12 protein-coding genes and 1 tRNA gene are annotated in these 14603 nt (G+C 70.0%); 11 read left to right on the top strand and 2 right to left on the bottom strand.

The features are described from left to right. Positions 1-9 precede the first annotated feature (9 nt). The 6 genes from CES90_RS24785 to glmS all read left to right on the top strand — a co-directional run bounded on the left by CES90_RS24785 (position 10) and on the right by glmS (position 7504). Positions 10-2085 carry an acetyl/propionyl/methylcrotonyl-CoA carboxylase subunit alpha gene (locus tag CES90_RS24785; RefSeq protein WP_189784164.1) on the top strand — a complete coding sequence of 692 codons (2076 nt, stop codon included), beginning with the start codon at positions 10-12 and terminating at the stop codon, positions 2083-2085. Then, positions 2082-3041 carry a hydroxymethylglutaryl-CoA lyase gene (locus CES90_RS24780; RefSeq protein WP_189784005.1) on the top strand — a complete coding sequence of 320 codons (960 nt, stop codon included), beginning with the start codon at positions 2082-2084 and terminating at the stop codon, positions 3039-3041. Before CES90_RS24785 ends, CES90_RS24780 begins: the two co-directional genes overlap by 4 nt. A 5-nt stretch (positions 3042-3046) precedes the next feature. Continuing rightward, positions 3047-4207: an acyl-CoA dehydrogenase family protein gene (locus tag CES90_RS24775; RefSeq protein ID WP_189784006.1), complete on the top strand. Its 1161-nt coding sequence runs from the start codon at positions 3047-3049 to the stop codon at positions 4205-4207. Positions 4208-4440: 233 nt separating this feature from the next. Then, a complete protein-coding gene (locus CES90_RS24770; RefSeq protein WP_189784007.1) occupies positions 4441-5319 on the top strand; it encodes a DUF4429 domain-containing protein in 879 nt (292 codons plus the stop codon). Between the two features lie 72 nt (positions 5320-5391). Further along, entirely contained in the window at positions 5392-5649 is a 258-nt protein-coding gene (locus tag CES90_RS24765) for a hypothetical protein (protein ID WP_189784008.1), read from the top strand. Between the two features lie 37 nt (positions 5650-5686). Beyond that, complete coding sequence (gene glmS, locus CES90_RS24760) at positions 5687-7504, top strand: glutamine--fructose-6-phosphate transaminase (isomerizing) (protein ID WP_189784009.1); 1818 nt, start codon at positions 5687-5689, stop codon at positions 7502-7504. 203 nt (positions 7505-7707) lie between these two features. Here glmS and CES90_RS24755 read toward each other — a convergent pair whose 3' ends face one another. Next, positions 7708-8238, bottom strand: coding sequence for a universal stress protein (locus CES90_RS24755; protein WP_189784010.1), 531 nt, complete (start codon positions 8236-8238; stop codon positions 7708-7710). 398 nt (positions 8239-8636) lie between these two features. On the opposite strand from CES90_RS24755, the gene CES90_RS24750 reads away from it, so the two are divergent. From CES90_RS24750 to CES90_RS24735, 4 genes are all read left to right on the top strand, one after another. Continuing rightward, positions 8637-8969, top strand: a complete 333-nt coding sequence (locus tag CES90_RS24750) for a hypothetical protein (protein ID WP_189784011.1) — start codon at positions 8637-8639, stop codon at positions 8967-8969. 378 nt (positions 8970-9347) lie between these two features. Next, entirely contained in the window at positions 9348-10583 is a 1236-nt protein-coding gene (locus tag CES90_RS24745; RefSeq protein ID WP_189784012.1) for a helix-turn-helix domain-containing protein, read from the top strand. Between the two features lie 93 nt (positions 10584-10676). Beyond that, positions 10677-11279: an oligoribonuclease gene (orn, locus tag CES90_RS24740; RefSeq protein ID WP_189784013.1), complete on the top strand. Its 603-nt coding sequence runs from the start codon at positions 10677-10679 to the stop codon at positions 11277-11279. A gap of 93 nt (positions 11280-11372) precedes the next feature. Then, positions 11373-11445 (top strand) — tRNA-His (locus tag CES90_RS24735). Between the two features lie 143 nt (positions 11446-11588). Here CES90_RS24735 and CES90_RS24730 read toward each other — a convergent pair. Beyond that, a complete protein-coding gene (locus CES90_RS24730) occupies positions 11589-12644 on the bottom strand; it encodes a LacI family DNA-binding transcriptional regulator (protein WP_189784165.1) in 1056 nt (351 codons plus the stop codon). Between the two features lie 503 nt (positions 12645-13147). Between CES90_RS24730 and CES90_RS24725 the strand changes: the two genes are divergently transcribed. Next, positions 13148-14512: an ABC transporter substrate-binding protein gene (locus tag CES90_RS24725; RefSeq protein ID WP_189784014.1), complete on the top strand. Its 1365-nt coding sequence runs from the start codon at positions 13148-13150 to the stop codon at positions 14510-14512. The last annotated feature ends 91 nt before the right edge of the window (positions 14513-14603 follow it).

Here is a 14603-nt window from a genome sequence, read left to right as displayed (position 1 = left end):
ACGACGACCATGTTCGACACCGTCCTCGTGGCCAACCGGGGCGAGATCGCCGTACGCGTCATCCGTACGCTGCGGTCGCTCGGCGTGCGCTCGGTGGCGGTGTACAGCGACGCGGACGCCGACGCCCGGCATGTACGGGAGGCCGACACGGCGGTACGGATCGGCCCGGCACCGGCGGCCGAGAGCTATCTGTCGGCCGAGCGCCTGCTGGAGGCGGCGGCCCGCACCGGCGCACAGGCCGTCCACCCCGGGTACGGCTTCCTCGCCGAGAACGCCGACTTCGCGCGCGCCTGCGCCGACGCCGGGCTTGTCTTCATCGGTCCGCCCGCCGAGGCGATCACGCTCATGGGCGACAAGATCCGCGCCAAGGAGACGGTACGGGCGGCCGGGGTCCCGGTGGTGCCGGGTTCCAGCGGCAGCGCGCTGACCGACACCCAACTCGCCGACGCCGCCCGGGAGATCGGCATGCCGGTGCTGCTCAAGCCCAGCGCGGGCGGCGGCGGCAAGGGGATGCGGCTGGTACGGGACGCGGAACGGCTGGCCGACGAGATCGCCGCCGCCCGCCGCGAGGCCCGCGCCTCCTTCGGCGACGACACCCTCCTCGTCGAGCGGTGGATCGACCGCCCCCGGCACATCGAGATCCAGGTCCTGGCCGACGCCCACGGCAACGTGATCCACCTCGGCGAACGCGAGTGCTCCCTCCAGCGCCGCCACCAGAAGATCATCGAGGAGGCACCGAGCGTCCTGCTCGACGAGAAGACCCGTGCCGCGATGGGCGAGGCGGCGGCCCAGGCGGCCCGCTCCTGCGGATACGTCGGCGCGGGCACGGTGGAGTTCATCGTGCCCGGCGGCACTGCGCCTGTCGGGGGGACACCCCCCGAACCCCCCGTATCGGCGTACTACTTCATGGAGATGAACACCCGCCTCCAGGTGGAACACCCGGTGACCGAACTGATCACGGACGTGGACCTGGTGGAGATGCAGCTGCGGGTGGCGGCCGGGGAGGCGCTGGACTTCGGGCAGGAAGACGTCCGGCTGACCGGGCACGCGATCGAGGCCCGCATCTGCGCCGAGGACCCGTCACGCGGCTTCCTCCCCTCCGGAGGAACGGTCCTGCGCCTGCGCGAGCCCCAGGGCGACGGCGTACGCACGGACTCGGGGCTCAGCGAGGGCACGGAGGTCGGGTCGCTGTACGACCCGATGCTGTCCAAGGTCATCGCGTACGGCCCCGACCGGCCGACCGCCCTCAGAAAACTTCGCGCGGCCCTCGCCGAGACGGTCACGCTGGGGGTGCAGACGAACGCCGGGTTCCTGCGGCGGCTGCTGGCCCATCCGGCGGTGGTGGCGGGCGAGTTGGACACGGGGCTGGTGGAGCGGGAGGTCGACGGGCTGGTACCCGACGGTGTGCCGGTCGAGGTCTACACAGCCGCGGCGTTGCTGCGCCAGGCGGCACTCACCACCGCCGACGGCAGCGGCTGGGCCGACCCGTTCGCCGCGGCGGACGGCTGGCGGCTGGGCGGCGAGCGCGCCTGGACGGCACACCACCTCCACGTGCCGGGCCATGAACCGGTGACCGTGCGCGTGCGCCGCACACCGGACGGCGGGACCGAGATCCTGCCGGCCGGGGCGGAGCATCCCCTCCGGGGGGCCGGGGGCGTGCCCCCGCGGCCCGGGGCGGAGGACCGGTTCACGTTCCACCTCGACGGCGTCACCCACGCCTTCGCCGCGCTGCCGGACGGCACCTGGCTGGGCCGCGACGGTGACGCCTGGCACGTGCGCGACCACGACCCCGTCGCCGCGGCCCTCACTGGCGCCGCCCACGCGGGCGTGGACTCGCTGACCGCCCCGATGCCGGGCACGGTCACCGTCGTCAAGGTGGCCGTGGGGGACGAGGTGACCGCCGGGCAGAGCCTGGTGGTGGTGGAGGCGATGAAGATGGAGCACGTCGTCTCCGCGCCGCATGCCGGGACGGTCACCGAGCTGGACGTCACGCCGGGTACGACCGTCGCCATGGACCAGGTACTTGCCGTGGTCGAACCCCATGCCGAACCCCAGGGCGAACCCCATGAGGAGGTGACGGAATGAGCGACGCCGACGCACTGCCCATGGTCGTACCGGATCCGAGCCTGCCCACCCGCGTCCGTATCCACGAGGTCGGCGCCCGCGACGGCCTGCAGAACGAGAAGGCGACCCTCCCGACGGAGATGAAGGCCAGGTTCATCCACCGGCTGGCCGACGCGGGCCTCACCACCATCGAGGCCACCAGCTTCGTCCATCCCAAGTGGGTGCCCCAACTCGCCGACGCGGAAGCCCTCTTCCCGCTCGTCGACGACCTGCCGGTGGCCCTCCCGGTCCTCGTCCCCAACGAACGCGGCCTCGACCGCGCCCTGGCGCTGGGCGCGCGCCGCGTGGCCGTGTTCGCCAGCGCGACGGAGTCCTTCGCGAAGGCCAACCTCAACCGGACCGTCGACGAGGCGCTGGCCATGTTCGATCCGGTGGTGACCAGAGCGAGGACGGAAGGCGGACACGTCCGCGGCTACCTCTCCATGTGCTTCGGCGACCCCTGGGAGGGCCCGGTCCCGATCCCCCAGGTCGTACGGGTCTGCCGGGCCCTCCTCGCCATGGGCTGCGACGAGCTCAGCCTCGGCGACACGATCGGCGTGGCGACCCCCGGCCATGTCCAGGCGCTGCTCACCGCGCTGAACGAAGCAGGCGTACCGACGTCGGCGCTCGGCGTCCACTTCCACGACACCTACGGCCAGGCCCTCGCCAACACCCTCACGGCGCTGCGGCACGGCGTCACGACGGTCGACGCGTCGGCCGGGGGCCTCGGCGGCTGCCCCTACGCCAAGTCCGCCACCGGCAATCTCGCCACGGAAGACCTCGTGTGGATGCTGCGGGGACTCGGCATCGACACGGGCGTCGACCTCGGCCGTCTCGTCGCCACCAGCGAGTGGATGGCCGCCCACCTGGGCCGACCCAGCCCGTCCCGCACCGTACGAGCCCTCGGTAGAACAACACAGCCCCACAAGGAGCAGTGACGTTTATGGACCACCACCTCTCTCCCGAACTGGAAGAACTCCGCCGTACGGTCGAGGAGTTCGCCCACGAGGTCGTCGCGCCCAAGATCGGCGACTTCTACGAGCGCCACGAGTTCCCGTACGAGATCGTCCGCGAAATGGGCCGTATGGGGCTGTTCGGGCTGCCGTTCCCGGAGGAGTACGGCGGCATGGGCGGCGACTATCTGGCGCTCGGCATCGCGCTGGAGGAGTTGGCGAGGGTCGACTCGTCCGTGGCCATCACCCTCGAAGCCGGGGTCTCGCTGGGCGCGATGCCGATCCATCTCTTCGGCACGCGGGCGCAGAAGGAGGAGTGGCTGCCGCGCCTGTGCTCGGGCGAGATGCTGGGCGCGTTCGGTCTGACGGAACCGGACGGCGGCAGCGACGCGGGCGCGACCCGTACGACGGCCCGGCTGGACGAGTCGACGAACGAGTGGGTGATCAACGGCAGCAAGTGCTTCATCACCAACTCGGGCACGGACATCACGGGCCTGGTCACGGTCACGGCGGTGACCGACCGCACGCCGGAGGGCAAGCCGCTGATCTCGTCGATCATCGTCCCGTCGGGCACCCCCGGCTTCTCAGTGGCCGCCCCGTACTCCAAGGTCGGCTGGAACGCCTCCGACACCCGGGAGCTGTCCTTCTCCGACGTACGTGTCCCGGCGGGGAACCTCCTCGGTGAACTCGGCCGCGGCTACGCCCAGTTCCTGCGCATCCTCGACGAGGGCCGCATCGCCATCTCGGCCCTCGCCACGGGCCTCGCCCAGGGCTGTGTGGACGAGTCGGTGAAGTACGCGAAGGAACGTCACGCCTTCGGCCGCCCGATCGGCGCCAACCAGGCCATCCAGTTCAAGATCGCCGACATGGAGATGAAGGCCCACACCGCCCGCCTCGCCTGGCGCGACGCCGCCTCCCGCCTGATCTCCGGCGAACCCTTCAAAAAGGAAGCGGCCCTGGCGAAGCTCTACTCGTCGACGATCGCGGTGGACAACGCCCGCGACGCCACGCAGATCCACGGCGGCTACGGCTTCATGAACGAGTACCCCGTGGCCCGCATGTGGCGCGACTCCAAGATCCTGGAGATCGGCGAGGGCACGAGTGAGGTACAACGCATGCTGATCGCCCGGGAACTGGGGCTGGCGGGCTGACGCTGGCGGATGCGCGGGCCGGCGTTCCCCGTGTGCGCAGGAGGCCGGATTCCGCCCCGAGTTCGCCCTGTCCTGCCTCAACCGCCTGACGGGCACCTCGGAGTACGGTCCTCCGAGGTGCCCGTCGCCGGTTCTCAGGGGCGCGGGGAACTGCGGGATCGAAGGAGCGCAGCCCCTTGGGAAGGGACGGGTAGGGGCGGCGGGGGCGAGAAAACGTTGGAACAATCTGCTTCATGGCGGAAATCCTCCAGCGCGACGGTACGTGGACCTTCGACGGCGACACCCTGCGGTTGACCCCAGGCCGCGACAAGAACGTGAGCCTGCTGCGCAAGACCCTCGGTGAACTCGCGGTCCCGCTGCGCGCGTTGGCGGGCATCTCCTTCGAACAGGGCAAGAAGTCGGGGCGGCTGCGGCTCAGACTGCGCGACGGCTCCGACCCTCTCCTCCAGGCCACCGGCGGCCGGCTGACCGACGGCAACGACCCCTACCAGCTGAGCGTCGACTCGGACCGGTACGGCGTCGCCGAGTACTTCGTGGACGAGATCCGCAACGCCCTGCTCCTGGACGAGGTGCCGTCCGACCCGGTCGACGCGTATCTGCTGGCCGGCCCCACCGTCCCGCTGTCCGTCTCCGCCGGGGACGGCACCGCGAGCTTCGACGGCGAGTACATACGCCTGGAGTGGAACTGGAAGACGGACGACGCCAAGGCCGCCGCCGGGACACGGAAGCTGGCCCTGACGGACATCACGGCCGTGGAGTGGCACCCCTCCGTCGGCCTGGAGAACGGCTACCTCCGCTTCACCGTACGCAATGCGGCCCCGACCAAGGCCCCGCCCAAGTACGACCCGAACTCCGTCGAACTGTGGGGCTTCAAGAAGGACCCCCTGATGGCCCTGGTCGCGGCGGCGATCCAGGCCCGGCTCCCGCATCCGGCGACCGCGGCACCGAAGCAGCCGGCCCCTCCCCCGGCGGAGCCGGATCGACAGGCACCCGAAGAGAACCACGACGCCCTGCTGCGCCGTCTCCGCGAACTCGGCGAGCTCCACAAGTCCGGCGTACTCACGGACGAGGAGTTCACCATGGCCAAGCAGGCGGTCCTCAAACGTCTGTGAGATTAACAGTAGCGTGCCCGAAATCGGGCAGAATTCTTGCCAAAGCGGCGCCGATACCCCAGGATCTACCGGGTGCACGACGAACTTGTTGATCATCTGACGCGGTCCACGCCCCTCAGTCGAGGCGAGGCACTGCGCGTGGTCCAGGACGTGCTCGCCTACTTCGACGAGACGACGGAGGACTACGTCCGTCGCCGCCACCGGGAGCTCCAGGCCCAGGGCCTGGTGAACTCGGCGATCTTCGAACGGATCGAGGCGGACCTCAAATACCGCGCGGTCGCGCCGCCGGAGCTGACGCTCAGACAGCTGCGCCGCATCGTCTACGGCTGAATCGTCTACGGCTGAGAAAAACGAGGGACACACCTATATGTGCGGAATTGTCGGTTACATCGGCAAGCGCGACGTGGCGCCGCTGCTCCTTGAGGGGCTACAGCGCCTGGAGTACCGGGGCTACGACTCGGCGGGCATAGTCGTCACCTCGCCCAAGACCGCCGGCCTGAAGATGGTCAAGGCCAAGGGCCGGGTCCGGGACCTGGAGGCCAAGGTCCCCGCGCGCTTCAAGGGCACCACCGGCATCGCCCACACCCGCTGGGCCACGCACGGCGCCCCGTCCGACATCAACGCCCACCCGCACATGTCGGCCGACAGCAAGGTCGCCGTCGTCCACAACGGCATCATCGACAACGCCTCCGACCTGCGGCGGAAGCTGGAGGCGGACGGCGTCGAGTTCCTCTCCGAGACCGACACCGAGGTCCTCACCCACCTCATCGCCCGCTCCCAGGCCGAGACGCTGGAGGAGAAGGTCCGCCAGGCGCTGCGGATCGTCGAGGGCACCTACGGCATCGCCGTCATGCACGCCGACTTCAACGACCGCATCGTCGTCGCCCGCAACGGCTCGCCCGTCGTCCTCGGCATCGGCGAGAAGGAGATGTTCGTCGCCTCGGACATAGCGGCGCTGGTCGCCCACACCCGCCAGATCGTCACCCTCGACGACGGCGAGATGGCCACCCTGAAGGCCGACGACTTCCGCACGTACACGACGGAGGGCACCCGCACCACGGCGGAGCCCACCACCGTGGAGTGGGAGGCGGCCTCGTACGACATGGGCGGCCACGACACCTACATGCACAAGGAGATCCACGAGCAGGCCGACGCCGTGGACCGCGTGCTGCGCGGCCGCATCGACGACCGCTTCTCCACCGTGCACCTCGGCGGCCTCAACCTGGACGCCCGCGAGGCGCGCCAGATCCGCCGCGTGAAGATCCTCGGCTGCGGCACCTCGTACCACGCGGGCATGATCGGCGCCCAGATGATCGAGGAGCTGGCCCGTATCCCCGCGGACGCCGAGCCGGCGTCGGAGTTCCGCTACCGCAACGCGGTCGTCGACCCCGACACCCTCTACATCGCCGTCTCCCAGTCCGGCGAGACGTACGACGTCCTCGCGGCCGTACAGGAACTGAAGCGCAAGGGCGCGCGGGTCCTGGGCGTGGTGAACGTCGTCGGCTCGGCGATCGCCCGTGAGGCGGACGGCGGCATCTACGTCCACGCGGGCCCCGAGGTCTGCGTCGTCTCGACGAAGTGCTTCACCAACACGACGGTCGCCTTCGCCCTCCTCGCCCTGCACCTCGGCCGCACCCGCGACCTCTCCGTCCGCGACGGCAAGCGGATCATCGAGGGCCTGCGCAAGCTGCCCGGCCAGATCGCCGAGATGCTGGAGCAGGAGGACGAGATCAAGAAGCTGGCCCAGGAGTACGCCGAGGCCCGCTCGATGCTCTTCATCGGCCGCGTACGGGGCTACCCCGTCGCCCGCGAGGCCTCCCTCAAGCTCAAGGAGGTCTCGTACATCCACGCCGAGGCCTACCCCGCCTCCGAGCTCAAGCACGGCCCTCTGGCCCTCATCGAGCCCGCCCTCCCCACGGTCGCCATCGTCCCCGACGACGACCTCCTGGAGAAGAACCGCGCCGCCCTGGAGGAGATCAAGGCCCGCAGCGGCAAGATCCTCGCGGTGGCCCACCAGAACCAGGAGAAGGCCGACCAGACGATCGTCGTCCCGAAGAACGAGGACGAACTCGACCCGATCCTCATGGGCATCCCCCTCCAACTCCTCGCCTACCACACGGCATTGGCCCTGGGCCGCGACATCGACAAGCCGAGGAACCTGGCGAAGTCGGTGACGGTGGAGTAAGCGGGCTTCTCAGCAGGGGACGCGGGGGGCTTTAAAGGGCGGGCTGTATCGATATGCGACTCCGCCGCGTGGGCGCGACCAGCCCCCGCAAACCCGCAGAGGCCACACAACAGACCGGACCCCCACGTGAGCCACCGCTCACGGGGGGTCCGCTCATATACCGCCGGGAGCCGCCCAACACGCCGGGCCTGCGCAGCCGGCCGCTAAGGAATGACGATGACCGGCCGCCGCGCCCGCTTGGCGAGCCGCCCGGCGACCGACCCGAAGATCCGCCCGACGATCCCGTGCGTGGAACCGACGACGATCGCGTCGGCCTCGTACTCCCGCCCCACCTCTTCGAGTTCGTGGCAGATGTCGCCCCCGCGCTCGACGAGGATCCAGGGCACCTCGGCGAGGTAATCCGCACAGGCCAGCTCAAGCCCCAGCACCTCGGTCCGGTGATCCGGCACATCGACGAACACGGGCGGCTCGCAGCCGGCCCACACGGTCGTGGGCAGCCGGTTGGCCACGTGAACGATGATCAGGCCCGAGCCGGAGCGGCGGGCCATGCCGATGGCGTACGCGAGGGCGCGCTCACTGGACGTCGAACCGTCGAAGCCGACGACGACACCGTGCTTGAAGGCGGGATCGCAAGTGGGGCGTGCCTCTTCCGCCGCCAGGGGATCGGCCGCCGTGGGATCGGCGACGGGCCGCCGCTTGCGGTCCGCGGAGTCGAAGAATTCGTGACCGGCCATGGGTGTCTCGGCGTTTGGATCCTCGTGGGTGGGACGACGTGAACGACGTGGATGGGCGTCAGTGTGCGACGGAGCCGTGTCCGGGAATCATCTTCCCAACCCCATACCCCCAAGGGTACGGCCGCACGCCTCCTCCGCCCAGAGCCCGCACCGGCTGCACGGGTTCCAGGGAGCATGCACGACCCCCAGCCCGTAACGCAATGGTTGCTGCCACGTACAGCCGCTTTGCACAGGAACGCAACCACCCCCGCCCCGCCGGGCCCATGCATGACCGCCGCGGGAGCGGGCAGGCGCACCACCCTCAGCGGCCACCCGACCGGGCGGTACCAGTGACCGACAGGTCGAACACGCGTTGAACCCCGGTAAGCCGAACCCGAGGAGCCAGAAGGGAGCAACCCGTGTCCGCCTCGTCCCACCCCGACCGTCCCGACACCGCCACGGACGTGGTCCGCTGGGCGGCCTTCAGCTGCGTCCTCGTCCCCGTGGTCCTCGTCTGGTACGGCACCTCCCTGGCCGGCGCGGCAGGCGCTGCACTCGGCCTCGCCGCGGTCACCGCGGCCTGCCGCATCCTCCTGCGCCAGTCGGAACGCGTCGCGGCCCGCACACCCGGCCCCGCCCACCCCCACCCGATGGCCGAAGACCACACCCCCCACCGCGGCCGGCACGGACGATCCCCTTCCGGGGCGCACAGGGGTGGACGCCACTCCGGCCCGAGTACGCCGGTCGACTGACCGGTTTCCGCGCACACGCCCGTATCTTTTCAGCCAACTTCGGCTACCCGCACACCCCTTGACCGAGCACCCCTCCACCCCCCGTTCGACCTGCACTGAAAGGGGTCCAGGGCCCGCGCGCACCCTACGCGGACCAGCCACGGAGACGAGGCGTACTTCCCTGCACGGCACGAGAGTGCAACGCTTCGTGATCGAATGCTTCACGCCAAGTTGCCATGTCGACAATGTGCCGGATGGCGAACTGGTCACGCCGGCACCACGGGACACAGTAGATTCGATCATGACTGTCTTACGGCGGGGGACTCGTGCAGGACCAAGGGGAAACGTGCAGGAGCGACACAACCGAGGAGCCGCGACCACCGAGGGGGGCTTAGCAGTATGAGCCACGACTCCACCGCCGCGCCGGATGCCGCGGCCCGGAAACTCTCCGGGCGACGCCGCAAGGAGATCGTCGCGGTGCTGCTGTTCAGCGGCGGCCCCATCTTCGAGAGTTCCATACCGCTTTCGGTGTTCGGGATCGACCGCCAGGACGCCGGCGTACCGCGCTACCGCCTGCTGGTGTGCGCGGGCGAGGAAGGCCCGCTGCGGACCACAGGGGGCCTGGAACTCACCGCGCCGAACGGCCTTGAAGCGATCTCACGGGCGGGCACGGTGGTCGTGCCCGCATGGCGTTCGATCACCTCACCGCCGCCGGAGGAGGCGCTCGACGCACTGCGCCGGGCGCACGAAGAGGGGGCCCGCATCGTAGGGCTGTGCACCGGCGCCTTCGTGCTGGCCGCCGCCGGCCTGCTGGACAGCAGGCCCGCGACGACACACTGGATGTACGCGCCGACGCTGGCCAAGCGCTATCCGTCCGTCCACGTCGACCCACGAGAGCTCTTCGTGGACGACGGCGACGTACTGACATCGGCCGGCACCGCAGCCGGAATCGATCTCTGTCTGCACATCGTGCGGACGGACCACGGCAACGAGGCGGCAGGGGCCCTGGCCCGGCGTCTCGTCGTGCCACCGCGTCGATCGGGCGGCCAGGAGCGCTATCTCGATCGATCTTTACCAGAGGAGATCGGCGCCGACCCGCTCGCCGAGGTCGTCGCCTGGGCACTGGAGCACCTCCACGAGCAGTTCGACGTGGAGACGCTCGCGGCACGGGCGTACATGAGCCGCCGTACGTTCGACCGCCGTTTCCGGTCGCTGACCGGAAGCGCGCCGCTGCAGTGGCTGATCACCCAGCGGGTCCTTCAGGCCCAGCGGCTGCTGGAGACGTCGGACTACTCGGTGGACGAGGTCGCGGGACGCTGCGGCTTCCGTTCGCCGGTGGCGCTGCGCGGGCACTTCCGCCGCCAGCTCGGCTCGTCCCCGGCGGCGTACCGGGCGGCGTACCGGGCCCGGCGCCCGCAGGGCGACAAGCACGGCGACCACCACGACGGCCCGAACGGCGCGCACAGCACCGCCGGACCGCCGGCGATGGCGCCGGAGCACGCCCCGGTGCCGCTCCAGGCCCGTCGTACGGCCGCGGCGAGCGCCCTGGCGCCGTCGGCGTCGCTGTCGGCGGAGGGCGCCAAGCCGGAGCTGTACGCGACGGGCCGCCTGCCGGGCCAGCGCAGCGCGCCGTAGCACGTCAGTAGTGGCCGTACGGCCCGGTCCTGCCCTGATCACCCAGGTGCAGGACCGGGCCGTACGGCTGTCACGGGCCGTAAGGTGAGACACATGAACGATCGCATGGTGTGGATCGACTGCGAGATGACCGGCCTCTCGCTGTCCGACGACGCGCTCATCGAGGTGGCCGCCCTCGTCACCGACTCCGAGCTGAACGTACTCGGCGAGGGAGTCGACATCGTCATCCGCCCGCCGGACTCGGCACTGGAGACCATGCCGGAGGTGGTGCGCCAGATGCACACCGCGTCCGGCCTCCTCGACGCCCTCCCCGGCGGCACGACGCTCGCCGACGCCGAGGAGCAGGTCCTGGCGTACGTACGCGAACACGTGAAGGAGCCGGGCAAGGCCCCCCTGTGCGGCAACTCGGTGGGCACGGACCGGGGCTTCCTGTTCCGGGACATGCCGACCCTGGAGGACTACCTCCACTACCGCATCGTGGACGTCTCCTCCATCAAGGAGCTGGCCCGCCGCTGGTACCCGAGGGCGTACTTCAACAGCCCCGAGAAGAACGGCAACCACCGGGCCCTCGCCGACATCCGCGAATCCATCGCCGAGCTCCGCTACTACCGCGAGGCGATCTTCGTCCCCCAGCCCGGCCCGGACTCGGACACGGCCCGCACGATCGCCGCCAAGCACGTCCTGCCTGCGCGGTAACCCGCCGACAAAGGCGTGCGCGAGCACCCCTTCAGACCCTGTACACTTTTTCTCGGCCGGTCGGTGAAACCTTCGGATGAACCGCCGGTCATGGTGGGTGTAGCTCAGCTGGTAGAGCACCTGGTTGTGGTCCAGGATGTCGCGGGTTCGAGTCCCGTCACTCACCCTGATCGATGAAGGGCCAGTCCGTTCCAACGGGCTGGCCCTTCATCATGTTCTCGACTCGGTCGCGAACTCCCCCGCACACGCGAAGCGTTGACGGGGGGTCCGGGCGCGTGGCCCATTCCCGCCTTCACACCATGAGGTCAGTCAGGAAGAAGCCCGCGTCACCAGCTCCGTAGGCAGCACCACCTGGCGGCGGTCCAGGCCCCGGGACACCGCCGGGCGGCGGTCGGCGATCTCGTCGAGGAGGAGGTCGATCATGGCTCGGCCCATTTCCTCGATGGGCTGGCGGACGCTGGTCAGGGGTGGGTCCATGTGGCGGGCGATGGCCGAGTCGTCGTAGCCGACGAGGGCCACGTCGTCGGGTATGCGGCGGCCGGCCTCGCGGAGGACCTGCCGGGCGCCGGCCGCCATGACGTCCGACTCGGCGAAGACCGCGTCCAGATCGGGGCAGCGGGACAGGAGTTCGGTCATCGCCCTGCGGCCGCCCTCCTCCGTGAAGTCGCCGGAGACGATCAGACGCTCGTCGACCTCACGGCCGGCGTCCGCCAGGGCCTCGCGGTAGCCGTCGATACGGCGCTGGGCGCCGTAGACGTCGAGGCGGCCGGTGATCGTGGCTATCCGGGTACGGCCGCGCGCGATCAGGTGTTCCACCGCCGAGCGGCCGCCGCCGTAGTTGTCGGAGTCGACGGAAGGGAGCGTCTCGTGCTCGGAGCGGGGGCCGCTGATCACCGCCGGGATTTCCAGTTGTGAAAGCAAATCGGGCAGCGGGTCGTCCGCGTGTACAGAAACCAGAAGGACGCCGTCCACGCGGTGCGCCGCCAGGTACTGGGCCAGACGGCGGCGCTCCCGGTCGCTGCCCGCGAAGATCAGCAGGAGCTGCATCTCCGTGTCGGAGAGCTGGGCGCCGACGCCCTTCAGCATGTCGGAGAAGTACGGCTCGGCGAAGAAGCGGGTCTCCGGCTCGGGGACGACCATCGCGATCGCATCGGTGCGGTTCGCCGCGAGGGCGCGGGCCGCCGTGTTCGGGACGTAACCGAGCTCCGCGACCGCCGCCTCGACCGCCGCGCGGGTCGCCTCGCTGACCCTCGGCGAGCCGTTGATCACCCGGGACACCGTGCCCCGGCCGACACCGGCCCGGGCCGCGACCTCTTCCAGCGTCGGCCGGCGGCCGCTACGGCCCCGTGCTCCGTGGCCTGCCACCATGGTCGCCTCCCGTTCACACCCCGCTGGCGTGGAATCTAACAGTCCTGATCCTCGTACGAGGCCCGGGAAGTGGTCATTGATGTTCGGGGACCTCCGCCGGGGCCCTCCGCCCGGCCCGCGACGGTGATGGGCAGATTCGTCCCGCCGATACGCTGGGAACGCGATCCGGCGGTGAGACGGCTGCCAATCGGTGCGCCCCGTCGCCCCCGGGCACCTCACCCGCCACCCCGTAGCACCTCCCCTGCCCCTCCCTGCCGCGCCCCGCCTCCACCCCCCGGGTTAGTTAACAGCCCGATAACCGAAGACATATCTCTGCGCCCGCTCCCTTGACACCCCCGCACGAACCGACGACTCTTCAACACATCACTTGTGGGAGCGCTCCCACAGGGCCTGGCACTTACACATCCCGCACGTTCCCCGCCCGAGCCGCAGCTAGCACAAACGGGCCCAACAACGCAGTTGGCCGGGGGGTCGGCACGTCAAGGCATCAGGAGGACGCAATGCGAGCACGTACCCTCCCCCACACTCGGCTGCGGTCGGGCGGGGGCACCCGTATCGCCCGCAGTACGCGAAAGACGGTGGTCATCGCGGCCGTCGCCGCGCTGGGCGCCGGGCTGCTGGCCGGCTGTGCCGATGACGGCAAGGACGAGGAAGGCGGCTCGTCGGACGGCGGCGCCGGCGGCAAGACCAAGATCACCCTGGGGCTCTTCGGCAGCTTCGGCTTCGAGGAGGCCGGGCTGTACGCCGAGTACGAGAAGCTGAACCCGAACATCGACATCGACCAGACCGTGGTCGAGCGGAACGAGAACTACTACCCGCCACTGGTCAACCATCTCACCACCAACAGCGGCCTCCAGGACATCCAGGGCATCGAAGTCGGCAACATCGCCGAAGTGGTGCAGAAGTACAGCGACAAGTTCGTCGACCTGTCCAAGTACGGCAAGGAGAGCGACTACCTGCCCTGGAAGTGGGAGCAGGGGACCGCGGAGAACGGCCAGACGATCGGACTCGGCACCGACGTCGGACCGATGGCCATCTGCTACCGCAAGGACCTCTTCGCGGCGGCCGGTCTGCCCACCGACCGCGAGGAGGTCGGCAAGCTGTGGACGGGCGACTGGGCGAAGCTCGTCGATGTCGGCAAGGACTACAAGGCGAAGGGCCCCAAGGGCACCACCTTCATGGACTCCCCCGGCGGCCTGTTCAACGCCATCGTCGGCAGTGAGGAGGAGCGGTTCTACAACGCCTCCGGCGAGGTCATCTACAAGACGAACCCGGCCGTCAAGAGGGCGTTCGACCTGACCGCCGAGGCCGCCGAGGCCGGCCTGATCGGCAACCAGACGCAGTTCCAGCCGGCCTGGGACACCACGATCGCCAACAGCAAGTTCGCCGCGATGGCCTGCCCGCCGTGGATGCTCGGCTACATCGAGGGCAAGTCGAAGCCGGAGAACGCCGGCAAGTGGGACGTTGCCGCGCCGCCGAAGGCCGCCAACTGGGGCGGCTCCTTCCTCAGCGTGCCGAAGTCGGGCAAGAACACCGAGGAGGCCGCGAAGCTGGCCGCCTGGCTGACCGCGCCCGAGCAGCAGGCCAAGCTCTTCTCCAAGCGCGGCAGCTTCCCGACCGCGCAGGCCGCGTACGATCTGCCGCTGGTGAAGGACGCGAAGAACAAGATGACCGGTGACGCCCCGATCGGCCAGATCTACGCGCCGCTGGCCGCCGAGCTCCCGGTGCAGGTGGTCGGCCCGAAGGACCAGATCATCCAGCAGGGCCTGACCGACAACGGCGTCATCCTGGTGACGCAGGGCAAGTCTCCCGAGGAGGCTTGGACCAACGCCACCAAGACCATCGACAACAACCTGGAGCATTGAACCCTCCCCCGGCCGGAGCAGAGGGATTCCTGGCTCACGCCGCTCGGCCGCTCAGCGAGCGATCGAGTCTTCCGCGATCAACACCAGCCGG

The sequence above is a fragment of the Streptomyces capitiformicae genome (genome assembly GCF_002214185.1).
GTDB lineage: Bacteria > Actinomycetota > Actinomycetes > Streptomycetales > Streptomycetaceae > Streptomyces > Streptomyces capitiformicae.
Note: the sequence above shows the minus strand (reverse complement) of the source record. Positions and strands in the feature narration are given on the sequence as shown.

What these genes read in the sequence shown, in the direction of transcription:
- CES90_RS24785 (WP_189784164.1), top strand. Translation starts at nt 10, where the DNA reads ATGTTCGACACCGTCCTCGTGGCCAACCGGGGCGAGATCGCCGTACGC.
- CES90_RS24780 (WP_189784005.1), top strand. Translation starts at nt 2,082, where the DNA reads ATGAGCGACGCCGACGCACTGCCCATGGTCGTACCGGATCCGAGCCTG.
- CES90_RS24775 (WP_189784006.1), top strand. Translation starts at nt 3,047, where the DNA reads ATGGACCACCACCTCTCTCCCGAACTGGAAGAACTCCGCCGTACGGTC.
- CES90_RS24770 (WP_189784007.1), top strand. Translation starts at nt 4,441, where the DNA reads ATGGCGGAAATCCTCCAGCGCGACGGTACGTGGACCTTCGACGGCGAC.
- glmS (WP_189784009.1), top strand. Translation starts at nt 5,687, where the DNA reads ATGTGCGGAATTGTCGGTTACATCGGCAAGCGCGACGTGGCGCCGCTG.
- CES90_RS24755 (WP_189784010.1), bottom strand. Translation starts at nt 8,238, where the DNA reads ATGGCCGGTCACGAATTCTTCGACTCCGCGGACCGCAAGCGGCGGCCC.
- CES90_RS24745 (WP_189784012.1), top strand. Translation starts at nt 9,348, where the DNA reads ATGAGCCACGACTCCACCGCCGCGCCGGATGCCGCGGCCCGGAAACTC.
- orn (WP_189784013.1), top strand. Translation starts at nt 10,677, where the DNA reads ATGAACGATCGCATGGTGTGGATCGACTGCGAGATGACCGGCCTCTCG.
- CES90_RS24725 (WP_189784014.1), top strand. Translation starts at nt 13,148, where the DNA reads ATGCGAGCACGTACCCTCCCCCACACTCGGCTGCGGTCGGGCGGGGGC.